This is a genomic window from Burkholderia sp. BCC1972 (assembly GCF_905339605.1).
In the GTDB taxonomy this organism is placed as follows: Bacteria; Pseudomonadota; Gammaproteobacteria; order Burkholderiales; family Burkholderiaceae; genus Burkholderia.
Map to the genome: position 1 here is coordinate 203,589 of NZ_CAJPGH010000007.1, position 23,056 is coordinate 226,644.

Annotated in this window: 21 protein-coding genes; 6 read left to right on the top strand and 15 right to left on the bottom strand. The window is 69.2% G+C overall.

The genetic code is table 11. The features are described 5' to 3' along the window. Window positions 1–99 precede the first annotated feature (99 nt). The gene (locus tag U5798_RS13590; protein ID WP_322082326.1) at window positions 100–1,653 is read left to right on the top strand and encodes a sensor histidine kinase; all 1,554 of its coding nucleotides are present in this window, start codon (window positions 100–102) and stop codon (window positions 1,651–1,653) included. Between the two features lie 44 nt (window positions 1,654–1,697). Here the strand turns inward: U5798_RS13590 and U5798_RS13595 are convergent, their stop codons facing one another. The 3 genes from U5798_RS13595 to U5798_RS13605 form a co-directional block, all read right to left on the bottom strand. Beyond that, window positions 1,698–2,084 carry a 2-hydroxymuconate tautomerase family protein gene (locus U5798_RS13595; protein ID WP_322082327.1) on the bottom strand — a complete coding sequence of 129 codons (387 nt, stop codon included), beginning with the start codon at window positions 2,082–2,084 and terminating at the stop codon, window positions 1,698–1,700. 67 nt (window positions 2,085–2,151) lie between these two features. Then, a complete protein-coding gene (locus U5798_RS13600) occupies window positions 2,152–2,652 on the bottom strand; it encodes an aromatic-ring-hydroxylating dioxygenase subunit beta (protein ID WP_322082328.1) in 501 nt (166 codons plus the stop codon). Then, window positions 2,652–3,935 carry an aromatic ring-hydroxylating dioxygenase subunit alpha gene (locus tag U5798_RS13605; protein WP_322082329.1) on the bottom strand — a complete coding sequence of 428 codons (1,284 nt, stop codon included), beginning with the start codon at window positions 3,933–3,935 and terminating at the stop codon, window positions 2,652–2,654. The genes U5798_RS13600 and U5798_RS13605 overlap by 1 nt, the downstream gene beginning before the upstream one ends. 139 nt (window positions 3,936–4,074) lie before the next feature. On the opposite strand from U5798_RS13605, the gene U5798_RS13610 reads away from it, so the two are divergent. After that, complete coding sequence (locus U5798_RS13610; protein WP_322082330.1) at window positions 4,075–4,995, top strand: LysR family transcriptional regulator; 921 nt, start codon at window positions 4,075–4,077, stop codon at window positions 4,993–4,995. Between the two features lie 24 nt (window positions 4,996–5,019). Here the strand turns inward: U5798_RS13610 and U5798_RS13615 are convergent, their stop codons facing one another. Beyond that, on the bottom strand, window positions 5,020–6,009 hold the full coding sequence (locus tag U5798_RS13615; RefSeq protein ID WP_124451226.1) for a PDR/VanB family oxidoreductase: 990 nt from the start codon (window positions 6,007–6,009) through the stop codon (window positions 5,020–5,022). Window positions 6,010–6,160: 151 nt separating this feature from the next. Then, window positions 6,161–7,558, bottom strand: coding sequence for an MFS transporter (locus U5798_RS13620; RefSeq protein ID WP_322082331.1), 1,398 nt, complete (start codon window positions 7,556–7,558; stop codon window positions 6,161–6,163). 410 nt (window positions 7,559–7,968) lie between these two features. Here U5798_RS13620 and U5798_RS13625 point away from each other — a divergent pair, with 410 nt between their 5' ends. Then, window positions 7,969–9,087, top strand: a complete 1,119-nt coding sequence (locus U5798_RS13625) for a porin (protein WP_322082332.1) — start codon at window positions 7,969–7,971, stop codon at window positions 9,085–9,087. Between the two features lie 44 nt (window positions 9,088–9,131). Here the strand turns inward: U5798_RS13625 and U5798_RS13630 are convergent, their stop codons facing one another. Next, on the bottom strand, window positions 9,132–10,169 hold the full coding sequence (locus tag U5798_RS13630) for a LysR family transcriptional regulator (RefSeq protein WP_322082333.1): 1,038 nt from the start codon (window positions 10,167–10,169) through the stop codon (window positions 9,132–9,134). Then, window positions 10,166–11,134, bottom strand: coding sequence for an AraC family transcriptional regulator (locus U5798_RS13635; RefSeq protein ID WP_322082334.1), 969 nt, complete (start codon window positions 11,132–11,134; stop codon window positions 10,166–10,168). Before U5798_RS13635 ends, U5798_RS13630 begins: the two co-directional genes overlap by 4 nt. 149 nt (window positions 11,135–11,283) lie before the next feature. Here U5798_RS13635 and U5798_RS13640 point away from each other — a divergent pair, with 149 nt between their 5' ends. Both U5798_RS13640 and U5798_RS13645 read left to right on the top strand, forming a co-directional pair. After that, complete coding sequence (locus tag U5798_RS13640; protein WP_322082335.1) at window positions 11,284–12,390, top strand: NAD/NADP-dependent octopine/nopaline dehydrogenase family protein; 1,107 nt, start codon at window positions 11,284–11,286, stop codon at window positions 12,388–12,390. Then, window positions 12,387–13,397 carry a 3-hydroxybutyryl-CoA dehydrogenase gene (locus U5798_RS13645; RefSeq protein ID WP_322082336.1) on the top strand — a complete coding sequence of 337 codons (1,011 nt, stop codon included), beginning with the start codon at window positions 12,387–12,389 and terminating at the stop codon, window positions 13,395–13,397. Before U5798_RS13640 ends, U5798_RS13645 begins: the two co-directional genes overlap by 4 nt. Window positions 13,398–13,408: 11 nt before the next feature. Here the strand turns inward: U5798_RS13645 and U5798_RS13650 are convergent, their stop codons facing one another. The 8 genes from U5798_RS13650 to U5798_RS13685 form a co-directional block, all read right to left on the bottom strand. Beyond that, window positions 13,409–14,749: an MFS transporter gene (locus tag U5798_RS13650; protein ID WP_322082337.1), complete on the bottom strand. Its 1,341-nt coding sequence runs from the start codon at window positions 14,747–14,749 to the stop codon at window positions 13,409–13,411. Between the two features lie 164 nt (window positions 14,750–14,913). Beyond that, complete coding sequence (locus U5798_RS13655) at window positions 14,914–15,960, bottom strand: ABC transporter substrate-binding protein (RefSeq protein WP_322082338.1); 1,047 nt, start codon at window positions 15,958–15,960, stop codon at window positions 14,914–14,916. Then, entirely contained in the window at window positions 15,957–17,108 is a 1,152-nt protein-coding gene (locus U5798_RS13660) for an NAD(P)/FAD-dependent oxidoreductase (protein ID WP_124451207.1), read from the bottom strand. Before U5798_RS13660 ends, U5798_RS13655 begins: the two co-directional genes overlap by 4 nt. Then, complete coding sequence (locus tag U5798_RS13665; protein WP_322082339.1) at window positions 17,101–18,534, bottom strand: NAD(P)/FAD-dependent oxidoreductase; 1,434 nt, start codon at window positions 18,532–18,534, stop codon at window positions 17,101–17,103. Before U5798_RS13665 ends, U5798_RS13660 begins: the two co-directional genes overlap by 8 nt. After that, a complete protein-coding gene (locus U5798_RS13670) occupies window positions 18,531–18,878 on the bottom strand; it encodes a (2Fe-2S)-binding protein (RefSeq protein ID WP_322082340.1) in 348 nt (115 codons plus the stop codon). Before U5798_RS13670 ends, U5798_RS13665 begins: the two co-directional genes overlap by 4 nt. After that, window positions 18,878–19,672: an ABC transporter permease gene (locus U5798_RS13675; RefSeq protein ID WP_124451201.1), complete on the bottom strand. Its 795-nt coding sequence runs from the start codon at window positions 19,670–19,672 to the stop codon at window positions 18,878–18,880. Before U5798_RS13675 ends, U5798_RS13670 begins: the two co-directional genes overlap by 1 nt. After that, the gene (locus U5798_RS13680; protein ID WP_124451199.1) at window positions 19,669–20,652 is read right to left on the bottom strand and encodes an ABC transporter permease; all 984 of its coding nucleotides are present in this window, start codon (window positions 20,650–20,652) and stop codon (window positions 19,669–19,671) included. The genes U5798_RS13675 and U5798_RS13680 overlap by 4 nt, the downstream gene beginning before the upstream one ends. Beyond that, complete coding sequence (locus U5798_RS13685) at window positions 20,653–21,735, bottom strand: ABC transporter ATP-binding protein (RefSeq protein WP_322082341.1); 1,083 nt, start codon at window positions 21,733–21,735, stop codon at window positions 20,653–20,655. Between the two features lie 293 nt (window positions 21,736–22,028). Here U5798_RS13685 and U5798_RS13690 point away from each other — a divergent pair, with 293 nt between their 5' ends. Next, window positions 22,029–22,925: an IclR family transcriptional regulator gene (locus U5798_RS13690; protein ID WP_124451193.1), complete on the top strand. Its 897-nt coding sequence runs from the start codon at window positions 22,029–22,031 to the stop codon at window positions 22,923–22,925. The last annotated feature ends 131 nt before the right edge of the window (window positions 22,926–23,056 follow it).

Consider the following 23,056-nt stretch of genomic DNA (forward strand, 5'->3'; position numbering starts at 1 on the left):
CACGATGGAGCCAGTCTAGAAACGCCGAAAACACGCAGCAATTGGTGCGTTGGGCCGCGCGACTGGTGAGGTTCCGTGCCGGCCTAAAGAAATCTTCAGATGCGATCGGCGCGCGCCGGTGCTATGTTGGGTGTCCGGCCGCGCGATGCCGCGCGCCTTCATCCGAATCCGATCATGAGTTTTCCCGACGAAGACGATTTCCACCGGCTGCTCGACGCGCTGACGACCTGCGTGCTGCTGCACGACGCGCAGACAAAGGCGATCGTATGGGCGAATCGCGCCGCGTGCATCGCGCTCGGCTTTTCCGTCGAGGAATTGCTGCCGCTGAAGGCGCCGGACATGACACGTCCCGAACCGAAGTACCAGCGCGAGATCGCGGTGAGTGCATGGGATCGCGCGCTCGTCGACGGGCCGCAGGTGTACGAATGGTGCTATCGATCGCGTACGGGCGTCGACATGCTGTCCGAGGCCACGGCGACCTACGTGCCGCTGCGCGGGCACGACGTCGTGATGGTGCAGTTCCGCGACATCAGCGCGGAAGAGGCGGTCCGCCAGCAACTGCGCCGCTACGAGGCGCGGCTGCGCGAATTCATGCAGGATCTCGACGAAGGCATCGCGGTCGTGACGCCGCACGGCGGCGTGCAGTTCATCAGCGAGTCGGGCCGCCGCGTGCTCGGGCTCGCGCCCGACGAATCGCTCGGCGAAGTGCTCGACTACTGCTCCGAGGCCGATCGCGACCGCCTCGTCGCACAACTGCGCGATGCGCCGTCGGCGTACCCGTCCGCGCCGCAGCGCTACCGGATCGTGCGGCGCGACGGCTCGCCGTGCTGGCTGCGCATCCTGTGCCGGCAGGTCGAGATCGAAGGCGATCTCGACGGGCTGCTCGTGCAGTTCCGCGACGTGAGCGACGAAGTCGCGATCGAGGACGCGCGGCGCGCCGAAGCGCGGATGCTCGAATACGCGGGGCGCTACAACGCGATGGGCGAGATGGCGAGCGTGATCGCGCACGAGTTGAGCCAGCCGCTCGCGGCCGTGCGCAACTTCATCGAAGGCGCGGTGCGGCGGCTGAACGGCAATGGCGCCGTCGACGACGCGATCTGGGGGCTGCGCAGCGCCGACCGGCAGGCCGAGCATGCGGCGCTGATCATCAAGAGCGTGCGCGAATTCATCGTGAAGCGCGAGCCGGTCGTCGCGGTTGCCGACCTGCGCGACATCCTTTCCGACGCGGCTTACTTCATCGAGCTGCGTGCGAAGGAAGCCGGCGTGACGGTCTCGATCGTACAGGCCGACGTGCCGCTGCCGATCCGCTGCGAGCGCGTGCTGATCGGGCAGGTGATCCTGAATCTGGCATTCAACGCGATCGAGGCATTCGCCAGTTGCGAGCGCGTGCCTCGCATGCTGACGCTCGGTACGGCAAACGTGGCCGGGCACGCGGAGCTGCGCGCGATCGACAACGGCCCGGGCATTGCGGAAGATGCGCACGACCGGCTGTTCGACGGCTTCTCGTCGTCGAAGGCCGGCGGCAACGGGATCGGGTTGTCGCTGTGCAAGAGCATCGTCACGCGTCACGGCGGGCGGATCGCGGCGAGCCCGGCCGACGGCGGCGGGCTCGACTGCCGCGTGACGTTGCCGCTCGCCGGCACGCACGCGTAGCCGCTGTGTCGCGTCACGGCCGGGCAGCGACGTGCGGCGCACGATCAGCGCCCCAGCGCCCGCGCGGTCCGGCCGCCGATGCCGAAATCGGTGTTCGGAATGTCCTTGATGATCACGCGGGTGGCCTGCAGCGGCGCATCGAGCACGTTCGCGCCCACATCGGACAGCGCAGCGATCAGCGCGCGTTTCTGTTCGTCGGTGCGGCCGGCGATCAGGATCGCGACGATCACCGGCAGCGACGGCGGCGCGCCATCGGCGGCACTGCGGCCGCCGAGGCCGACATGCGTCGCGGGCAGTTCGGTGAGCAGCACGCGCACGGAGTCGACCGGTGCGCCGATCGCGTCGACGGTCGCACCGGTCAGCCGCGCGATCAGCTCGGCCTTGCGTGCGTCGTCATGGCCGGCCGGCAGGAAAACTTCGAGTGTGGGCATGGTGGTCCGGAAAGGTGAAGGTTGCCGGCTCACCTTTGCACTTTTGCAGCGGTGAACCGGCGACGGCTTACAGCAGGAAGCCGATCGCGCTGAGCGCTTCGGTCGAGTCGATCAAGCGCACGACCTTCTCGGCGATCCGCAGCTCGCCTTCGACATCGACGTGCAGCTTGTGCGTGACGTCGGCCGCGAACAGCGTCGCGACGCCGCGCTTGTACGCGACGACGACCTGCGCCGATTTCAGCTCGACGGTGTCGGCGCTGCTGCTTTCCAGCGTGAAGCGCGACACGGTGCGCACCGTGCGCGCCGCGTCGGTCGCCGATGCCGAATAGCCGGACACCATCCGCTGCACGCGCTTCTCGCGCATGTCGCGATCGTCGAACACGTAGTTCAGCGTCGCCGCGAAATCGGTCGTGTCGGGATCGATCGGCACCACGTAGTGGCCGGCCGGATCCCACAGGTCGAGCCAGGCGCGGTAGTCGCGGCGGTCGAGCATCTCGGCTTCGCGCCACACGAATTCGACCGCGCGGGCGAAGGTCTGCTCGGAAAAGAGGGCGTTGCGGTCGTCCATTACTGTTGCTCCATCATCTTGCGCCATTGCTGGTAGGCCTCGCGCATGCCGGTCTCGTCGGTCGCATGGGCGGTCTTTTCGCCGTTCGCGGCGGTCGTCTCGCGGTTCAGCCCGCGGTTCACGAGGATCGGCACGTCGGGGCCCGCATGCGCGCCGCGCTGCACGCGCTCCCACGCTTCCGCGTCGTCGGGGCTGCCGAAGCCGAACGGGCCCTGGAAATGCTCGTGGATGCGCAGCCGCTCGCGGTTCGCCTCGTCGGGGCCGCCGTCCATCGCGAGCGCGACGTGGCGGATCTCGGTCTCGTTCGCGGCGATCGGCCGCAGCACGCGAAAGAACGCCATCGACAGCGCGAGGTTCGGGAACAGGTTCAGGTTGAAGCCGACGCCCATCAGCGAGCGCACGATGCGGCGCACTTCTTCCGGCGCATGGCGCTCGGCGAGCTTCGCGGCGAGCGGCGCGAAACGCTCGGGCAGCGGCGCGCCGTCGTCGTCGTCGAGGTCGATCAGCTCGGGCATCAGCACCGCGAGGCTGTGGCCGTTGCCGAGCCCGCGGCAGAACGCGTCCTCGCTCGTCATGAAGCTCGTGATCGCGGCGGCCGTCTCGTCGTCGATCGATTTCATCCACGACTTGTGCACGACCGGGAAGTGGTAGAGGTCGGTCGTATTCTCGAGCTGGATCTTCCAGTTGCCCTTGAACTTGAACTTGTGCTCGCCGTTGGCCTTGATCGGGTAGCCGGCGCCCTGTTTCATGAACAGGTCGATCCACGGCTTCGCACCGCCGAGGAAATCCTCGAGCGATTCGATGTCGTCGTTGAAGCTCGCGAAGATCAGCCCCTGGTACACGCCGACGCGCAGCTTCACGAGCGGCAGGTCGCCTTTCTCGCACACGCCTTCGTAGCCGTCGCCGTACGGCAGCGCGCGCAGCGTGCCGTCGAGCGCGTACGACCAGCTGTGATACGGGCACGTGAAGCCCTTCGCATTGCCCTTGTGCGATTCGCACACGGTCGCGCCGCGGTGGCGGCAGCGGTTCTGCAGCACGTTGATCTCGCCGGTCTTGTCGCGCACGACGATCACCGGCTGGCGGCCGATCGTCGTCGTGATGAAGTCGCCGGGGTTCGGCAGCTCGCTTTCGTGCGCGACCCAGATCCAGGTGCGGTAGAAGATGCGGTCGAGCTCGGCTTCGAACAGCGCGGGATCGTGATACATCGCCGGCGCGATGCGGTCGGGCTGCGCGAGACCGTGCAGCGCACTGGTGTCGATCGTCTGGTAGGAAATGTCGCTCATCGTTGTCGTGGGGAAAGAGTCGCGAAATCGGGCCGCGTCATGCGCGGTATCGAGTACCCAGTCTCGTCTTCCGCTACATATCCGTCAAATTGATCTAAAATTAGCCGGTCAATAAATACGGCAAATAATGGAGGCAACGATGACGTCGGTCGATCATCTCGATCTGAACCTGTTGCGCGTGTTCCAGGCGATCGTCGAGGAACGCAGCCTGACGAAGGCCGGCGAGCGGCTCGCGCTATCGCAGCCGGCCGTCAGCTATTCGCTCGGCCGGCTGCGCACGCTGTTCGACGATCCGCTGTTCGTGCGCACGCGCGCCGGCATGCAGCCGACGCCGGTCGCGCTCGAGCTCGCGGGGATCGTCGGCAAGGCGCTCGACATGGTGCGCGTGGCGTTGCGCTACGCGGAGCGTTTCGATCCGGCCACCAGCACGCGCACGTTCCGGGTGTCGCTGTCGGATGCGGGCGAGATGGCGTACCTGCCGGCGATCTGCCAGGCGCTGCGCGAGCGCGCGCCGCGCGTGACGCTGAGCGTGCAGCCGCTGCCGGTGGAGGAGATCGAGGAGGCGCTGCGCGCGAGCCGGCTGGATTTCGCGATCGGCAACCTGCCGGAACTGATGCCGCGCACGCGCCACCAGGTGCTGTTCGAGGAAACCTACGTGTGCATGACGGGCCGTCGGCGCGGGCTGCCGGCCGGTGCCACGCTGAGTCTCGAGCCGTTCGTGCGCGCCGCGCACGTGAACGTGAAATCGGTCGAGCACAGCCACCACGCGCTTGACGACGCATTGCGCGCGCAGGGCGTGGGCCGCAACATCGCGCTCGAAGTACCGCACTTCGTCGCGCTGCCGAGCGTGCTGTCGGTCACCGATCTCTACGCGACGCTGCCGAAGCGGCTCGCGCAGATCCTGAACCGCGACAACGCGTTCCGCCTCTATGACCTGCCCGTCACGCTGCCGCCCGCGCCCGTGACGATGCACTGGCACGAGCACTTCCACGAGGACGAAGGCAACGCGTGGATGCGTGCGCTGCTCGCCGAGCTCGTCGAGCGATTCGACGACGCGTGACGGCGGCGGCGCGCGTTAGCCGCCTCAGAGATCCAGCACCAGCACCGCCGAGCGCGCGCGCGACACGCAGCAGCAGATCACCGTGTTGCTCGCGCGTTCGGCCTTGCTGAGGCAGTGGTCGCGATGATCGGGCTCGCCGTCGACGACGGGCACCATGCAGGTGCCGCACACGCCCTCGCCGCATGACGTGTCGACTTCGATGCCGATCCGCGCGAGCGCGTCGACGATCGACGTGTCGGGTGTCACGCGCACCGATTGCCCGCTACGCTGCAACCGCACTTCGAAGCCGCCGGCCGGGCCGGTGCCGGCTTCGGCGTTGCCAGCTTCTGCGGCGACGGGTTCTGCGGCGAAGCGTTCGAGATGGATCGAATCTTCGGGCACGCGCGTCGCGGCCGCCGCGACGACCGCATCCATGAACGGCGCCGGGCCGCACGTATAGACATGTGCGTGCGCATCGATCGATTCGACGCAACGGCCGAGTTCGGCCGCGAGCGCAGCGGGTTCGACGCCGTAGTGGAACGTCACGTGCGGCGCGAACGGCTCGGCCGACAGTGCGTCGGCGAAGGCCGCATGCTCGCGGCTGCGTGCGAAATAGTGCAGCCGGTAGCGCGCGCCGCGCTTGTGCAGCGCGTATGCCATCGACAGCAGCGGCGTGATGCCGATGCCGGCCGCGATCAGCACATGTTCGCTTGCGTCATCCGTCAGACGAAACAGGTTGCGCGGCGCGCCGATCGACAGTTCGGCGCCGACGGCCACGTCGTCGTGCAGCGAACGCGAGCCGCCGCGCGACTGCGCCTCCTTCTTCACCGCGAACAGGTAGCTGCCGCGCTCGTCGGGGTTGCCGCACAGTGAATATTGGCGCGTGATGCCGGACGGCGCGGTGACGTCGATATGGGCGCCCGGTTCGTACGCATCGAACGGCTGGCCGTCGACGCGCGAAACCCGGAAACAGCGGATGTCCTGCGCCGCGTCGATCAGCGCGTCGATCCGGACCTGGTGGCGGTTCGCTTGCATGGGAAATTCCGTGGGGTAGGAAGAAAGCGGCGCCGCAGGCACCGCGCCGTCATGCGATCGAGAATAGGGACGGGCATCGCATAAATCAAATCGATTAAAAAGTGATGCCTGAATCAGCGGAATAAATAATGGTCGGGTGGCGGGCTTGCGCTCAGCGCACGGCGATCGCGTCGCCCGCATCGGCTGCCAGCGGCGCCGCTGCCGACGCGTGACCGCGTTCGCGATCGAGGCTGCGGCGATAGTGCCGGCAGCCGGCGGCGAGCAGCAGCGCGGCGAGCGTGGCCGCCGCGACGTTGACGATCGACATCGAATGGCCGACCGCGGCAGGCGCGCCGAACACGCGATCGGTGAACAGCGCGACGACGGTCGTGCCGATGCCGAGCGCGATCAGGTTCGACACGAGCAGGAACAGCGCGGAGATCTGCGCGCGCATCTGGTTCGGCGCGAGCGTCTGCATCGCGGCGGTCGACGTCGGCATCGGGAACGATGCGAAGAACATCGCGACGACCAGCATCGCCAGCGACGCGGGCAGGCTGTCGAGCTGCGTGAACAGCGTGGCGGGAATCACCATGCACGCGGCACCGATCGCGCCGGCGCGCATCGGTGCATCGGCCCGGCCGCGCCGCAGCAGCCAGTCGTTGAGCCAGCCGCCGCAGAACACGCCGGCCGTGTTCGCGACCAGCAACACGATGCCGAGCGTGTAGCCGGCTTCGACGGCCGTCATCCCGAAGCGGCGGATGTAGAACGCGGGCGTCCAGCTCAGCAGGCAGTACAGCGTCATCGCGTAGAACGAGAAGCCGAGGTAGTGGCACGAGAAGGTCGCGCGATGCGTGCCGACGAAGCGCAGCGAATCGCGCATCGACACGCGCCGCACGGCGCCCGAGCGATCCTGCGCGAGCCCCTTGCGCTGCGGGTCGCGCACGGTCGCGGCGAACAGCAGCGCGACGAGGATTCCCGGCAGCCCGACGATCAGGAACGTGACCTGCCACGCGTGCACCTGCCCGACGACCGGCAGCGTGAACGCGCTCGCATGCTTGAGCAGCGCGATCACGTAGCCGCCGATCAGGAACGCGACGCCGCCGCCGACGAACGAGCCGAGCGAGTACACGGCGATCGCGCGCCCGAGCTTCTCCTTCGGGAAGTAGTCGGCGAGCATCGAATACGCGCCGGGCGACAGCGCGGCTTCTCCGACGCCCACGCCCATCCGCGCGATGAACATCTGCACGAAATGCTGGCTGAGCCCGCACGCGGCTGTCGCGACGCTCCACAGCGCGATGCCGAGCGAGATGATGCGCGGACGCGCGTAGCGGTCGGCGAGATACGCGACGGGCAGCCCCATCACCGCATAGAACAGCGAGAACGCGAAGCCGTTGAGCAGGCTGAACTGCGTGTCGGACAGGTGCAGGTCGCGCTTGATCGGCTCGATCATCAGCACGAGGACCTGGCGGTCGACGAACGAAAAGACGTACGCGAGCATGCAGATGACGACGACATACCATTCGTACGTATAGCGCTTGCCGTCGGCAGCGCGGGCCGTGGATGCGGACATGCGGGTTCTCCAGGAGCGGGCGGTGGAAACGCGCGGCGGCGGCCTGGCGGGCCGGGCGCCGTCGCGGCGCGAAAGCGTGCGGGTGACACGATCGGAGACGCAGCGTAGTCGGCCAAATTCGGCCGCCATAGCCGGAGTGACAGCGGCGCCACACGGACATTTACCGACCCGGATAAAGAAAACACCGAGGCCGTGCGCGCGGGCCGCCGCGCAGCGCGCGTGCGGCGGGGCGCGCGCGCCTCATGCGGCGCATCTATAAGCGTTATAGAGCGCATTGCGTCGACGTCCGAAATTGTCGTTCCTAGACTCGGCCCGTTTTTGATCGGCAGCGTTGGCCCGTTGCGGCGGACGCGCATGACATCACACGGCGCGACGCCTACCGGCGCCGGCATTTCTACGGGACGACGAAGATGAACCAACCGAACGGGCGAGCCGACCGGCTTGCCGCACCGCTTGCCGCGCTGCTCGCGTGCCTCGCACTGCCGGCCGCCGCGCAATCGAGCGTGACGCTCTACGGCCGCATCGACACCGCGATCGAATACGCGAACGCCGGGCCGAACCACGTGACGCGCATGGGCAGCGGCAACCTGTGGGCGTCGCAGTGGGGGCTGAAGGGCGTCGAGGATCTCGGCGGCGGCTACGCGACGATCTTCAAGCTCGAGGACGGCTTCAACGCGGGCAGCGGCGCACTGTCGAACAGCAGCGCGCTGTTCGGTCGCGAAGCGTGGGTCGGCATCACGGGGCCGTTCGGCGGCGTGCAGTTCGGCGAGCTCTACACGATCCTGCACACGACGCTCGTCACGTACAGCCTGCCTGGCCTCGGCGCGGGGCTCGCATGGGGCAACGCGACCAACAACTTCGTCGGGCCCGCGTTCCTGCGCGTACGCAACTCGATGCGCTATACGTCGCCGCGCTATGCGGGCTTCCTGCTGCGTGCGATGGCCGCGCGCGGCACCAACGGCGCGGCCGGGCAGCCGGCGACGCTCGGCGATACGTATGGCGCGGGCATCAACTACGTGCGCGGCGGGCTGTCGGTCGACGTCGACTACATGCAGCAGAAGTTCAGCCCGGTGGCGGCGTCCGCGCTCGGCGGCACGAGCCCGGCCGCGAACGGCAACTACACGCTCGGCGCGATTTCGTACGACTTCAACGTCGTGAAGGTTGCCGCGCTCTACATGCGCCATCGCGGCGGCCCCGACGTCGCGACCGCGATCGATAGCCAGAGCGCGTATCCGCACAGCGACATCATGGAACTCAGCGCGACGGTGCCGATCGGGCGCGCGTCGCTGCTGTTGAGCGTCGGCCATTACCGGAAGGTCGCGGACAGCGACGGCAACGCCGATTCGTACGGCATCCGCTTCGACTATCCGCTGTCGAAGCGCACGGTGCTGTATACGGGCGCCGCGATGGTGCGCAACGGCGCGCATGCGCGCTTCGTCGTCAACGGCGCGGCGGGCGGCGGTGTCGCGGTCGCCCGACCGGGCGCGACCGCGAGCTCGCTCGTCGCGGGCATCCTCACGTCGTTCTAGGCGTTCCAGTGGGCGCGCGCCCGTGCGCGGGCCCGCTTGCACCGCTACGCGCAGGCGGGCGGCTGCGGCGCGAGCCATGCGTCGAACGGTGCCTGTTCGCCGATGTTGAACAGTTCGAGCAGCAGCGCGCGCAGCCAGCGATGGCCGGGGTCCGCGTCGAAGCGCCGGTGCCAGTACGCATTGACGGCCCATTCGCCGGCGCCCGCGATCTCGTACAGCACGCACGGTTGCCGCGCGGCGAACGTGATCGCGATCGTCTCCGGCAGGATCAGCGCGTAGTCGCCGTCCTGCAGCAGCGCGGGCACCACCATGAAATCGGGCAGCGCCGCGCGTACGCGCGGCATCAGTGCATGCCGTTCGAGCAGCTGCATCGACTGCGGGTGCGACGTGACCGCGACGAAGCGCAGCGCGTCGGGCGCCGCGCCGTCGAGCACGAAATCGTCGGGCAGCCCGATGCGCTGCGCGGTGCGGCGCGGCATCAGCAGCACGCAGCGCTCGTGCAGCAGCGCGGTGCGCTGGAAGTGGCTCGACGCATCGGCGAAATGCCCGAGCGCGAAATCGATGCGCCCCGATTCGAGCGCGACGTTGAGCTGGCATTCGTCGACGTGCAGCGTCTCGATCACCGCGCCCGGCGCGCGCCGGTCGAACGCGGCGAGCAGCGTCGGCAGGAATGCGCTCGCCGCGAAATCGCTCATGTGCAGGCGGAACACGCGCTGCGTGCTGTCGGGTGTGAAGCGCGAGCCTTCGTCGAGCACGTCCTGCAGGATCGCGAGCGCCTTGTCGACGGAAATCGCGAGCCGCTGTGCGCGCGGCGTCGGCTCGACGCCGGTGCCGGTGCGCACGAACAGCGCGTCGCGGAACATCAGCCGCAGCCGGCCGAGCGCGTAGCTGACCGACGGCTGCGTGACGCCGAGCCGCAGCGCCGCACGGCCGACGTGCCGCTCCTCGTATACCGCACGAAACGTCTTCAGCAGGTTGAGATCGAGGTCCTGCACGCGCAGGCCGTCGGGCGAGTCGGCGTCGTGCGCGGAAGTTTCGGCGCGGACTGGGGCCGCCGGGCGGCCTGAAGCGGTGGGCGTCATCGTGGTTGCCTCGCGGTGACGGAAGGCGCATGGCCGTAGCGTCGCGCATACGCCTTCGCGAAATGGCCGAAGCCATGGATGCCGTGCGCGATCAGCACGTCGGTCACGCTGCGCGTGCCGCCGCGTTGCAGTGCCGCGTGCACGGCTGCAAGCCGGCGCTCGCGCACGTACGCGGCCGGCGTGGTGTGCAGGAACGTGCGGAACGCGTGCTGCAGCGTGCGCGGCGCGACGCCGGCGATCTTTGCCAGCGGCGCCAGCGCGAGCGGTTCGCCGAGATGCGCATCGACGTGATCGCACGCGCGCCGCACGTGCGCTGGCAGCAGCGGCGTGCCGCGCGCGAGTGCGTCACTGTACGAGTGCGGCAGGTGCGTGAGCAGCAGCGACATCAGCCACGCGGTGAGGTCGGCACCGAACACCGGCCACGCCGTGCCGATGCCCGGCTGCGCGCCGAGCCGGCACAGGTACTCGAAGGTCGGCAACACGAGCGCGGCGCCGGTGCCGCCGCTCGCGAGTTCGAACTGCAGCGGCCGCGTGAGTGTCGCCTTCAGCATGTCCTGCAGCTTGCGTTCGAGCGCGTCGCGTTCGAGCCGCAGCACGAGGTTGCGGCAATCGGGGCTCGTGCGCAGGCGACTCGCGAGCGCCGGCGACGATACCGTCAGCTCGCCGGGGCCCGCGTGTGCGACGGCGCTGCCGGCCCGCAGCTCGCACGTCCCGGCGAGCGTCAGCCGGAACAGGAAGTGATCGGCATCGTCGCCGAAATCGATACGCGTTTCGCGGCCGTAGCAGAGTTCGAGCAGCGCGCCGTGGTGCAGCGGCACTTCATACAGCTCGGCATGAAACGGGTCGCGGCCGTACGCGGCCATCCGGTGCGGCCCGAGCCGGTGCGCGACCGCGCGTTCGACTTCGTCGGGCGCCTGCAGCGTGCCGAGCCGGTTCGGCGCATGGTGGGAAAGGGCGATGTCCATCGATAGACCTCGTAGCGGATGCACGGGCGCGGCGGGATGCGCCGCGCCGCGATTGCGTTGCGCGAACGGGCGTGTCGTTGCGCGTTTTGAAGCGACGCGGCGAGGGCGGCCGCGTAGTCTCGGAAACACTCAATCACCGGGAGAAAACGATGAAGGCATGTGTTCTGGGCGGCGGCCACGGCTGCCATGCGGCAGCGATCGACCTGCTCGAGAAGGGCCACGACGTCACGTGGTGGCGGCGCGACCGCGAGCCGCACGCGCGGCTGCGCGAGCTGGGCGTGTTGAACGTGACCGACCATCGCGGCAAGCGGACGGTGCCGCTCGGCGACGCGCCCGGTGCGATCCGCCTGACCGACGACCCCGCGGCCGCGCTGCGCGGCGCGCAGCTCGTCGTGGTGCCGCTGCCGTCCACGTCGCACGACGCGCTCGCCCCGCAGGTCGCGCCGCTGCTGGAGGACGGTCAGGTCGTCTTCCTGCCGCCCGGCACGTTCGGCAGCGTCGTGTTCGCGCGTGCGGCGGCCGAAGCCGGCAATCGCTCGCGCGTCGCGTACGCCGAAACGGGCACGCTGCCGTACCTCGTGCGCAAGCACGGCGACAACGACGTCGTGATCAGCGCGTACGCGACGCGCCTGCCGACCGGCGTGTGGCCGGCGAATGCGGCTGGCTGGGCGTTCGATGTGCTGCGCGCGGGCTATCCGTCGATCGAGCCGGTCGAGGATGCGTTGTCCGGCGCGCTGATGAATGCGGGCCCCGTGATCCATCCGCCGCTGATCCTGATGAACGCCGGCCCGCTCGAACACTTCGATGCGTGGGATATCCACAACGAGGGCACGCAACCGTCGATCCGCCGCGTGACGAATGCGCTCGACGCGGAACGCATTGCGGTGCGCGAAGCACTCGGCTACCGTGCGCCGCATTTCCCGCTCGCCGATCACTACGCGACCGAAGGCGACGAATGGATGTACGGGCGCGGCGCGCACGGCAAGCTGACCGATAGCGGCGACTGGCGCGAGAAGATCGATTTGCGTACGCATCGCTACATGCTCGAAGACACCCGGCTCGGGCTGTCGTTCATCGTGTCGTGCGGGCGCTGGGCCGGCGTGCCGACGCCCGTCGCGCAGGGGCTGCTGAGCATCGCGAGCGCGGTCGCCGCGCGCGACCTGTATGCGCAAGGGCGCACGCTGGAACGGCTCGGGCTTGCAGCGCTGTCGAAGGACGCGATGCGCGCGCTGCTCGACAAGGGGTACACGGCATGAAGGCGGCCGCCGATGTGATGCGCGTCCACGTGCTCGGCGCGGGACGCATGGGGCAGGGGATCGCACTCGTGTTCGCGTTCGCGGGCCTCGACGTGACGCTGATCGACTTCAAGCGGCGCGATGCGGCCGGCTGGCACGCGTTCGAGGCGCGCACGCGCGACGAGATCACAAGGCCGTTGCACGCGCAGGTCGCGCTCGGCCGCATCGATGCCGCACAGGCCGATGCCGTGGTTGCGCGCATCGCGCTCGTCTCGCATGGCGGCGCGGCGGAAGCGGTGCGCGATGCCGATATCGTGTTCGAAGCGCTGCCCGAAGTGCTGGATGCGAAAGCCGCCGCGCTGCGCTGGCTCGGCGACCACGTCGATGCCCATGCAACTATCGCGTCGACCACGTCGACGTTCGTCGTCACCGAGCTGCAGCGCCATGTCTTGCACCCCGAGCGGATGCTGAACGCACACTGGCTGAATCCCGCGCTGCTGATGCCGCTCGTCGAGATCAGCCGCAGCGAGGCGACGGATCAAGCCGTCGTCGACACGCTCGCCGCGCTGCTCGAACGCGTCGGCAAGAAGCCGGTGATCTGCGGGCCGGCACCCGGCTATATCGTGCCGCGCATCCAGGCGCTCGCGATGAACGAAGCCGCGCGGATGGTCGAGGAGGGCGTCGCGAGTGCCGAAGACATCGACACGGCGATCCGCACCGGCTTCGGGCCGCGTTTCGTGGTGCTCGGGCTGCTCGAATTCATCGACTGGGGCGGCTGCGACATCCTGTACTACGCGTCGAAGTACCTGGCCGGCGAGATCGGCCCGCGCTTCGCACCGGCCGCGAGCGTCGTGCGGAACATGGAAGTCGGGCGCGACGGCGTGCGCACGGGCGCCGGCTTCCACGACTATGCGGACGTCGATGTCCCCGCGTACATGCAGAAGCGGCTCGGCGAATTCGCGCGGCTGCTCGATCACCTGGGACTCGCGCCGGCGTTCGACAGCGCACGGCACGAAGCCGGGCGCTGACCGTCGCGCGATCATGCGGCGTCGCCGCGCGAACCGTCGGCATGCGTGGTGCGCGTCTCGCGCATCACGCACAGCGTCGCGACCGTCACGAGGCCGAGCGCGACGAGGAACAGCGACACGGGCCACGACGCGTGATAGCGTGCGAGCAGCGCGGTTGCGATCAGCGGCGACATCCCGCCCGCGAAGATCGACGCGACTTCATGCCCGAGCGCGACGCCCGAGTAACGCACCTCGGTGCTGAACAGTTCGCCGACGAGCGCGGGCAGCGTGCCGATCATCGCGCCGTGGCTGACGGCCGTGCCGACCGTCAGCGCGAGCCACACGAGCGGCGTCACGCGCGTATCGAGCAGCCAGAAGAACGGGAACGCGCACGCGACGAGGCTCAGCGCGCCGATCAGGTACACGGGCTTGCGGCCGATCCGGTCGGAGAGCCGGCCCCACGCGAGCATCGCGCCCATCTCGACGATCATCGCGAGCATCACGCCGGTCAGCATCACGCCGTTCGGGATGCCGACGTACTTGCCGTAGACGAGCGAGAACGCGAGGAAGATGTACGCACCGCCGTTCTCGGCCACGCGCAGCCCCATCGCGAGCAGGATTTCCTTCGGATGACGGCGGATGCACTCGACGACCGGCAGATGCGTGCGCGCGCCGCGCTTGCCGGCCTGCTCGAAGTCGCGGCTCTCCGGCAGGTGGCGGCGGATGTAGATGCCGATCGCGAAGATGACGATGCTGGCGAGGAACGGCAGCCGCCAGCCCCAGGTGCGGAACATCTCGTCCGGCAGCGTTTGCGCGGCCAGGAACGCGGCGGACGACAGCACGAAGCCGCCGCCCACGCCGAGCTGGCTCCACGCCGCGTAGTAGCCGCGCTGCTCGGGCGGGGCGTTCTCGCTGATCATCAGCACGCCGCCGCCCCATTCGCCGCCGGAAGCGATGCCCTGCAGCAGGCGCAGCACGACGAGCGCCGCCGGCGCCCACAGGCCGATCTGCGCATAGGTCGGCAGCAGGCCGATCGCGAAGGTCGAGGCACCCATGATCAGCAGCGTCCACACGAGCGACGCCTTGCGTCCGTAGCGGTCGCCGACGTGGCCGAACACGATCCCGCCGAGCGGCCGCGCGACGAAACCGAGCGCGAACGCCGCGAACGCGGCAAGGCTGCCCGCGAGCGGCGAGGCACCGGGCGGGAAGAACACATGGCCGAACACGAGCGCGGCGGCCGTGCCGTAGACGAAAAAGTCATACCATTCCATCGCGTTGCCGGCGACGGAGGCGATGACGATCCGGCGCAGTTGCCGGTCGGCGAGCGGCGCGGCAGCGGCGCCCGGGGATTGCACGGTGTCGGTCGGGTACATGGCGGACTCTGAAGGGGGAGGCAGGCGCGTGCCGTCTTTCGCGGCACTGCGGACTAGTGTTGTCGGCCCCGCTGGCCCCGGTCAAATCCGCAGAAAAAGGGGAGTGTCATCACTCCCGCAAATGATGGTCGGTGCGCGGCCGTGCCCGCGCGCGCCCGGCGGCGTTACCGCTCGATCTGCCGATTCCACCGCGTATCCCACTGCGCACGCCGCGCGTTGATCGCGGTCCAGTCGACCACGGTCACCTTGCGCACGAGATCGTCGACGTTGCCGAGGCTTTGCTGCATCGGGGCCGGCATCTTGGCGAGACGGTTGGTCGGAATCTGCTTGCCGGCCTCGGCCGCCTTCGTCTGCGCGGGCGCGGACAGCAGGAACTGCGCGAGCTTCTGAGCGAGCTGGGGATCGGGGTTGTTCGCGACCACGCACAGGTCGACGAGCAGCAGCACGGGGCCTTCCTTCGGGTTCGCGTATGCGACGGGGATGCCCTTGTCCTGCAGGTCGCCGACGCCGGTCGGCGTGAGCGGGAACAGGCCGGCTTCGCCGGTCTGCACCATCTCCGAGATCTTCGCCGAGTTCGGGATGTACTCGACGACGTTCGGCCCGACCGTGCTCGCCCACTTGCTGAAGCCCGGCTCGACGTTCTGCTCGTTGCCGCCGAGCAGCCGGTTGATCGCGAGGAAGCCGTGCAGCCCGAACGTGCTGCTCGACGCCGACTGGAACACCACCTTGCCCTTGTATTTCGGATCGGCGAAATCCATCCACGACGTCGGCGGCGTCCAGCCTTTCTCGGCGAACAGCTTCTTGTTGTACGCGATGCCGGTCATCCCGAGCTGCACGCCCGCGCCGATGTCGTCCTTCATCCGCGCGAACGGGTACAGCTCCTTCAGCACCGGCGAATCGTCGAGCTTCTGGCACACGCCGAGGCTGACCGCGCGCGCCATCACGCCGTCGTCGAGGAACGCGACGTGGATCTGCGGCTTGTTGCGGTTCGCGAGCAGCTTCGCGAGCACGTCCGACGACGTGCCGGGCACGATCACCACCTTCACGTTGTTGGCCTTCTCGAAGTCGGGCAGCACCTGGCTCGTATAGGCCTTTTCCATCGGCCCGCCGTTCATGCCGACGTAGATCGTCTTCGTTTGCGCGAACGCGGGCGCGCCGGCGCCTGCGATACAGAGGGCGGCGGCCACCGCGATCGTTCCGAGCAGTTTCATCTGTGGGTCTCCTCTTGACGGAAAGGGGCGGTCGGCGCGGCTTCGCGGGCGAAGCGGCCGATCGAGAATGCATCGAGTGGCGTGGCGGTTTCGCCGGTCGTGACGAGATCGGCGAGCACGTCGCCGACGCCCGGCGCGAGCAGGAAGCCACCGCCGGAAAAACCGAACGCATGCAGCAGGCGCGGCGTCGTGCGGCTCGCGCCGATGATCGGGTTGTGGTCGGGCGTGCAGCCTTCGACGCCGCTCCACGTGCGGATCAGCAGCGCATCGCGCAGCGCGGGCAGCAGCGTGCACGCGTCGCGCATTACCGCGCGCGTCGTATCGACCGACGGCTGGCCGAATTCGCCGTCGCCATGGCCGCGGCCGCCGCCGATCACGCAGTTGCCGCGTGCAACCTGCCGTGCGTACACGCCGCCGCCGTACACGCCGAGGTTGTGCGTGATGAACGGCGGCAGCGGTTCAGTCACCCACATGTTCGGGTAGATCGGCTCCATCGGCACGGCTTCACCGAAGCGTTCGGCGATCGTGTTCGCCCACGCGCCGGCCGAGTTGATCAGCCACGTCGCGGTGCAGGCGCGGCCGCCTGCCTGAAAGTGAAAGCGCGCGCCGTCGTGGTGAACGTCGTCGACGGGCGTGTGCTCGAACACGTCCGCGCCCGCCGCGCGGGCCGCGCGCGCGAACGCGGGCGACACGAGGCGCGGGTTGGCGTGCCCGTCGGTCTCGCACAGCGAGCCGCCGAGCGCCGCGCGGCCGAGCCACGGGTAGCGGCGCCGGAACGCATCGCCGCGCATCACCTTTAGCGGCAGGCCGTGTTCGCCGGCGAGCGTCGCGTAAGCGTCGAGCGCGTCGAGATCGGCGTCGCTGCGCGCGAGCCGCAGGTGGCCCGACACGACGAATTCGCCGTCGATGCCGATCAGTTCGGGCAGGCGGTCCCAGATGCGCCGCGCACGCAGCGCGAGCGGCAGCTGCTCGGCCGGCCGGCCCTGGCAGCGCACGCCGCCGTAGTTCACGCCGCTCGCCTGCGCACCGCAGTCGCGCCGTTCGAACAGGCCGGTGCGCAAGCCGCGCCGCGCCAGCGCGAGGGCGGCCGATGCGCCGACGAGGCCGCCGCCGACGATCGCGACGTCGTAATGCCGGATCTCATTCATCGCGCGCCTCGTCGGGAATCGCCGCGACCTCGTCGCCCGCGAGCGCGGCCGAGATCGGGAACGGCTTCACGGGCGGTTGCGCACGCAACCGGCCGATATCGGCGAGCGGGCGGCCGGTTGCGGCGGCCAGCACGAGTGCGGCCGCGTCGCCGCACATGCGGCCCTGGCAGCGGCCCATCCCGACGCGCGTCAGCGCCTTCAGCCGGTTCAGCTCGGTCGCCGCACCATCGCGGACGCAACGACGCAGCGTGCCCGCGTCGATTTCTTCGCAGCGGCACACGATCGTGTCGTCGGGGCAGCGTGCGGCCAGTTCGACCGGCGGCGCGAACGCCGCTTCGAGGCCCGTGCGGAATGCGCCGATGCGTGCGAGCGTACGTTCGAGCGTCGCCGCATCGGGTTTGCCAGACGGCGCGGGCGACACGATGCCGGCGTCGTCGAGCAACGCGAGCGCTGCGCGCCGGCCCGATGCTTCGGCCGCGTCGGCGCCGGCGATGCCCGCGCCGTCGCCCGCGACGTAAACGCCGCGCACCGACGTGCGGCCGGCCGCGTCCCGCTCGGGCAGCCACGCGCGATTGAGCGGGTCGAACCCGAACCGGCAGCCGGCGAGATCGGCGAGCTGCGTTTCGGAGCGCAGGCCGAAGCCGAGGCCGAGCGCGTCGCAGTCGAGCAGGCGCGGCGGTGAGCCGTTACCGGCGGCGCGCCATGCGATCCCCGTCACGTGCTGGTCGCCGAGCACGCGCTCGAGCGTGACGCCCGTTTCGATTGCGACGCCATGCGTGCGCAGCCAGCCGAGGTAATAGAGCCCCTTCGCGAAGGTCGACGGCATGCGCAGCAGCGCTGGCGTGGCAGCGGCCTGGCGGCGCAGCGGGCTCGTATCGAGCACGGCCGCGACCTGCGCGCCGGCCTTCGCATACTGGTAAGCGACGAGATAGAGCAGCGGGCCCGTGCCCGCGAACACGATGCGCCGGCCGATCGCGCAGCCCTGCGCTTTCAGCGCGACCTGCGCGCCGCCGAGCGTGTAGACGCCCGCGAGCGTCCAGCCCGGCACGGGCAGCAGGCGGTCGGTCGCGCCGCTCGCGATGATCAGGTGCGAGTACGGCACCGTCACTTCGCGGCCATCCTGGAGCGTGTCGACGCGGCCTGCGCCGCATGACCACGCGAGCGTATTCGGCCGGTAGTCGACATGCGGCAGCAGCGCGGCCATCGTCCCGTGCACGGCATCGGCCTTCGCGGCCTCGAAGCCGTACAGCGTGCGCTTGCCGCGCGTGAACGCGCCGTCGGTCGGCGGTTGCCGGTAGATTTGACCGCCCCAGCGCGCATTCTCGTCGATCACGACCGGGCGCAGCCCCGCGTCGACCAGCGCTTCGGCCGCGCGCACGCCGGCCGGGCCGGCGCCGACGATCACCGGTTGCGGTACGGCGCTCACGACGCGTCTCCGGTCGCGGCCGGCCGGACGGCCGTGAGAATCCGCATGCCTTCGACGATCGGTGTCGAGCATGCGCGTACGCGTGCACCGGCCTCGGTGCGCACCCAGCAGTCCTGGCACGCGCCGATCAGGCAGAAGCCCGCGCGCGGCTGGCCGCTGAATTCGCTGACGCGCACGCGGCGCTGCGCGACGAGAATCGCGGTGAGCACGGTGTCGCCGGCGAGCGCCTGCGCGGGGCGGCCGTCCAGCACGAACGCGACGGCGGCGCGCTCGCGTTCGGCGACGCGCACGAACTGCGCGCCGTCGTCCGCGATGCCGGTGGAACGGGAAACGGAAGTCGTCATCAGTGTTGGCCGATCAGGATGCGGTTCAGGCCGTACACGCGATCGAGCAGCAGCATCGCGCCGGCGGTGATGAAGATGACGAGCGCCGACACCGACGCCATCATCGGGTCGATCGATTCGGTCGCGTACATGTACATGCGCACGGGCAGCGTGACCGTCTGCGGCGACGTGACGAAGATCGACATCGTCAGTTCGTCGAAGCTGTTGATGAACGCGAGCAGCCAGCCGCCCGTGATGCCGGGCACGATCATCGGCAGCGTGATGCGGCGGAAAGTCGTCCACGGGTCCGCGCCGAGCGAGCACGCGGCCTGCTCGATGCTGCGGTCGAGGCCCGCGACGGACGCGAGCACGAGTCGCATCACGAACGGCGTGATGACGATCATGTGCGCGAGCACGAGCCACGCGAACGAGCCGGTCGCGCCGATCAGCGCGAAGAAGCGCAGCAGCGCGATGCCGAGCACGAGGCCGGGAATCACGAGCGGTGACAGCAGCAGCCCGTTCAGGAACGCGCGGCCGGGAAACGTCGCGCGGCCGATGGCGAGGCCTGCGGGCAGTGCGATCGCGAGCGACAGCGTCGCCGACGCGAACGCGAGCTTCACGCTGTTGAAGAACGCGGTGACGAAGTCGGGATAGTCGAGGATCGCGCGGAACCAGCGCAGCGACAGCCCGCGGGTCGGCAGCGTCAGCGTTTCGTCCGGCGTGAACGCGACGAGCACGACGATCACGAGCGGCGCGAGCACGAACAGGATCACGAGCGTGTGGAAGGCGAGGGCGAAGGGGCCGTTCTTTCTCATCGCGATGCGCCTCCGAGGCTGCGCGCGTAGCGGCGTTCGAGTACGCGGTAGTAAGTGAGCATCACGACGAGGTTCGCGACCAGCAGCAGCACCGCGATCGTCGCGCCGAGCGGCCAGTTCAGCGAGCCGAGGAATTCGTCGTAGACGGCCGTCGCGGCGACCTTCAGCCGGCGTCCGCCGAGCAGGCCCGGAATCGCGAACGCGCTCGCCGACAGCCCGAACACCATCAGGCTGCCCGACAGCACGCCCGGCATCAGTTGCGGCAGCACGATGCGGCGCAGCGTCGTGAACGGCGACGCGCCGAGCGACAGCGCCGCGTGCTCGGTCTGCGGATCGAGCCGCTGCAGCGCGGTCCACACGGGGATCACCATGAACGGCAGCATGACGTGCACCAGTGCGATCACGATCGCGAAGGTCGTGTATTCGAGCTTGTACGGCCCGAGGCGGGCGAGCCCGAGCGCCTGGTTCACGAGCCCGCTCGTGTTCAGCAGCATGCTCCAGCCGAACGCGCGCACGACGACCGACACCAGCAGCGGCGCGAGGATCGCGAGCAGGAACAGCGAGCGCCACGGGTCGCGCATTTTCGACAGCACGTACGCCTCCGGCGTGCCGATCGCGACGCAGATCGCGGTCGTCAGGGCGGCGATGCCGAACGTGCGCGCGAAGATCGTGTGGAAGTACGACGAGCCGAGCACTTCCGCGTAGTTGCCGAACTGGAACGCGGCGACCGGGCCGGTGGCCGGATCGAAGCGGTAGAACGTCAGCACGAACGTCATCGCGAGCGGCACGAGCACGAGCGCGGCGAACAGCGCGAACGCGGGCGCGCACATCAGCCACAGCGGCGCATGCGCGCGCCACGTCGCGCGCATCGGGTGCGCGGCGGCGGCGCGTGCCGGCAGGGCGTCGTTTGACACCGCGGCCGACTGCGCGAGCGCGGCCGGCGCGCCGTCAGTCGGGAGCGGACGGGTAGGCTGTCCCATTCAGGCCTCCCGGCGCATCACGCGCACCGCGTCGCTGTGCCAGTCGATCCCGACCGGCGCGCCTTCCGCCAGCGGCTCAGCACCTTCGTTCTGGCAGCACACGAGCACTTCGCCGAGCGCGCTGTCGACGCGGTACAGCCACTGGCTGCCGAGAAAGAAGCGGCTCGTGACGGTCGCGGCGAAGCGGCCGGCATCGGGCGCGCACAGCCGCAGCTTCTCGGGACGGATGCACACCGACACCGCATCGCCGACGCGCAGGTCGCGTTCGCGCGGCGGCAGGTGCGCGGTGCGCCCCGTCTCGGCGAGGTCGTGCCCGAGGTCGATGCGAATGGCGTCGCCGTCGTGCGCGACGATCGTGCCGGGCAGCAGGTTCGCCTTGCCGATGAACTGCGACACGAAGTGGTTTTCGGGGCGCTCGTATGCGCGGTACGGCGTATCGGTCTGCGTGATGCGGCCGGCTTCCATCACGACCACGCGGTCGCTGATCGACAGCGCTTCCGACTGATCGTGCGTGACCATGATCGTCGTCGTGCCGATCTTGCGCTGGATCGCGCGCAGCTCGAACTGCATGTCCTCGCGCAGCTTCGCGTCGAGGTTCGACATCGGTTCGTCGAGCAGCAGTACCGGCGGTTCGATCACGACCGCGCGCGCGATCGCGACGCGCTGCCGCTGGCCGCCCGACAGCTCGCGCGGGAAGCGGTGCGCGAGCGTGTCGAGACGAACGAGCGCGAGCGCCGCGCGGATGCGCTCGGCGCGCTCGGCCTTGTCGACACCGCGCATGTCGAGGCCGAAGCCGACGTTCTCGGCGACGCTCATGTGCGGAAACAGCGCATAGCTCTGGAACACGATGCCGAGCCCGCGCCGGTTCGGCTTCAGGTGCGTGATGTCCTGCCCGTCGAGCGCGATGCGGCCGCGCGTGACGTCGACGAAGCCCGCGATCATCTGCAGCGTGGTGGTCTTGCCGCAGCCGGACGGCCCGAGCAGCGACACGAATTCGCCTTGTTCGACCGACAGGTTGACGTCGGCGACGGCGGTGAGCTCGCCGAAGGTTTTCGTCAGATCCGTAAGCGTGAGAAACGACATGGGAAGCTCCGGTTCGCACACCGCGTGGCCGGTGTACCGATGTGGCGGACTCTAGCCAGCCATATTTCGGAGCGTCAATTTCGAATTCTGCTGATCGGGAGGAATTTCTAAAAAATTCCGTTGAACGGAATGGATGCGGATGTCTCGTGCGAATCGTTCCATTGGATGAGGGGCGCCCCGGCCGCGAAACGGACGCGTCAATCCCGTGCACACCCGGATGCCGCGGGAATATCGGCGGGGCGACAATGGCGGCTACCGTATTCCGTTCAACGAAATCATCGAGGAGAGCCGGCATGCAGGAACCTCATTCGACCGGAACATCGTCGGCTGCACGCGCATCGCGCCCGGGCGAGGACGCCGTCGACCCGGCCGATGCGGCCGGCGCACCGGGCACCGGCATGCTGCAGCGCGCGTTCGCGATCCTGCGCGCGCTGGCCGGCATGCAGCAGGACGGCGTGCGCGTCACGCATCTCGCGAAGGCCGTCGGTCTCACGCAGGGCACCGTGCACCGGATCCTGCAATCGCTGATCGCCGAAGGGATGGTCGAACAGGACGAGCAGTCGAAGCTGTACCGGCTGAGTGTCGACTTCTTCGCGCTCGCCGCGCAGGCCGGCAACCCGAGCAGCATGCGCACGCTGTGCCGTCCTGCGCTGCTGCGGCTGTGCGCGAGCCTCGGCGAGACGATCTTCCTGCTCGTGAAGAGCGGCTTCGACGCCGTGTGTCTCGACCTGTGCGAAGGGCCGTTTCCGATCCGTTCGTTTACCGGCGACATCGGTGGACGCATCGCGCTCGGCGTCGGGCAGGGCAGCCTCGCGATCCTCGCGTTCCTGCCCGAAGCCGAGCGCGAGGAAGTGATCCGCTTCAACGTGCCGCGCATCCGCGGCTATGGCGTACTGGACGAGGTGTACCTGCGCACCGAGATCGAACGCGTGCGACAGCTCGGCTACGCGGGCCGCAACAGCGGCGTGCTCGACGGGATGGCCGGCGTCGCGGTGCCGATCCTCGATCGCACCGGCTACCCGGTCGGCGCCTTGAGCGTCGGCACGCTCGCATCGCGCCTCGGCGACGACCGGATGCCGATGGTCGTCGAGCTGCTGCGGCGCCAGGCCGACGCGATCGGGCCGCGTACCAATCCGTTCGACGCCGCGTTGCGGCGGCCGATGCACGGGCTGTCGGGGAAAACCGTATAGCGGCCTCGCGCGGCGCCGTTTGTCGATAAAGCATGCCGGTGCGCTCACCGTTCGTATCGCATGACGTTTTTCGAGGGTTATACGACCTTTGAGCCATTTGCCTCGCGTTCCATACTTCAGTGGAAGATCAA

Coding starts and splice junctions, on each gene's coding strand:
- U5798_RS13675 (WP_124451201.1), bottom strand. CDS start 19,672: ATGAGAAAGAACGGCCCCTTCGCCCTCGCCTTCCACACGCTCGTGATC.
- U5798_RS13690 (WP_124451193.1), top strand. CDS start 22,029: ATGCAGGAACCTCATTCGACCGGAACATCGTCGGCTGCACGCGCATCG.
- U5798_RS13660 (WP_124451207.1), bottom strand. CDS start 17,108: ATGAATGAGATCCGGCATTACGACGTCGCGATCGTCGGCGGCGGCCTC.
- U5798_RS13600 (WP_322082328.1), bottom strand. CDS start 2,652: ATGGACGACCGCAACGCCCTCTTTTCCGAGCAGACCTTCGCCCGCGCG.
- U5798_RS13590 (WP_322082326.1), top strand. CDS start 100: ATGCGATCGGCGCGCGCCGGTGCTATGTTGGGTGTCCGGCCGCGCGAT.
- U5798_RS13615 (WP_124451226.1), bottom strand. CDS start 6,009: ATGCAAGCGAACCGCCACCAGGTCCGGATCGACGCGCTGATCGACGCG.
- U5798_RS13685 (WP_322082341.1), bottom strand. CDS start 21,735: ATGTCGTTTCTCACGCTTACGGATCTGACGAAAACCTTCGGCGAGCTC.
- U5798_RS13635 (WP_322082334.1), bottom strand. CDS start 11,134: ATGGACATCGCCCTTTCCCACCATGCGCCGAACCGGCTCGGCACGCTG.
- U5798_RS13655 (WP_322082338.1), bottom strand. CDS start 15,960: ATGAAACTGCTCGGAACGATCGCGGTGGCCGCCGCCCTCTGTATCGCA.
- U5798_RS13610 (WP_322082330.1), top strand. CDS start 4,075: ATGACGTCGGTCGATCATCTCGATCTGAACCTGTTGCGCGTGTTCCAG.
- U5798_RS13650 (WP_322082337.1), bottom strand. CDS start 14,749: ATGTACCCGACCGACACCGTGCAATCCCCGGGCGCCGCTGCCGCGCCG.
- U5798_RS13640 (WP_322082335.1), top strand. CDS start 11,284: ATGAAGGCATGTGTTCTGGGCGGCGGCCACGGCTGCCATGCGGCAGCG.
- U5798_RS13595 (WP_322082327.1), bottom strand. CDS start 2,084: ATGCCCACACTCGAAGTTTTCCTGCCGGCCGGCCATGACGACGCACGC.
- U5798_RS13625 (WP_322082332.1), top strand. CDS start 7,969: ATGAACCAACCGAACGGGCGAGCCGACCGGCTTGCCGCACCGCTTGCC.
- U5798_RS13630 (WP_322082333.1), bottom strand. CDS start 10,169: ATGACGCCCACCGCTTCAGGCCGCCCGGCGGCCCCAGTCCGCGCCGAA.
- U5798_RS13605 (WP_322082329.1), bottom strand. CDS start 3,935: ATGAGCGACATTTCCTACCAGACGATCGACACCAGTGCGCTGCACGGT.
- U5798_RS13620 (WP_322082331.1), bottom strand. CDS start 7,558: ATGTCCGCATCCACGGCCCGCGCTGCCGACGGCAAGCGCTATACGTAC.
- U5798_RS13670 (WP_322082340.1), bottom strand. CDS start 18,878: ATGACGACTTCCGTTTCCCGTTCCACCGGCATCGCGGACGACGGCGCG.
- U5798_RS13680 (WP_124451199.1), bottom strand. CDS start 20,652: ATGGGACAGCCTACCCGTCCGCTCCCGACTGACGGCGCGCCGGCCGCG.
- U5798_RS13645 (WP_322082336.1), top strand. CDS start 12,387: ATGAAGGCGGCCGCCGATGTGATGCGCGTCCACGTGCTCGGCGCGGGA.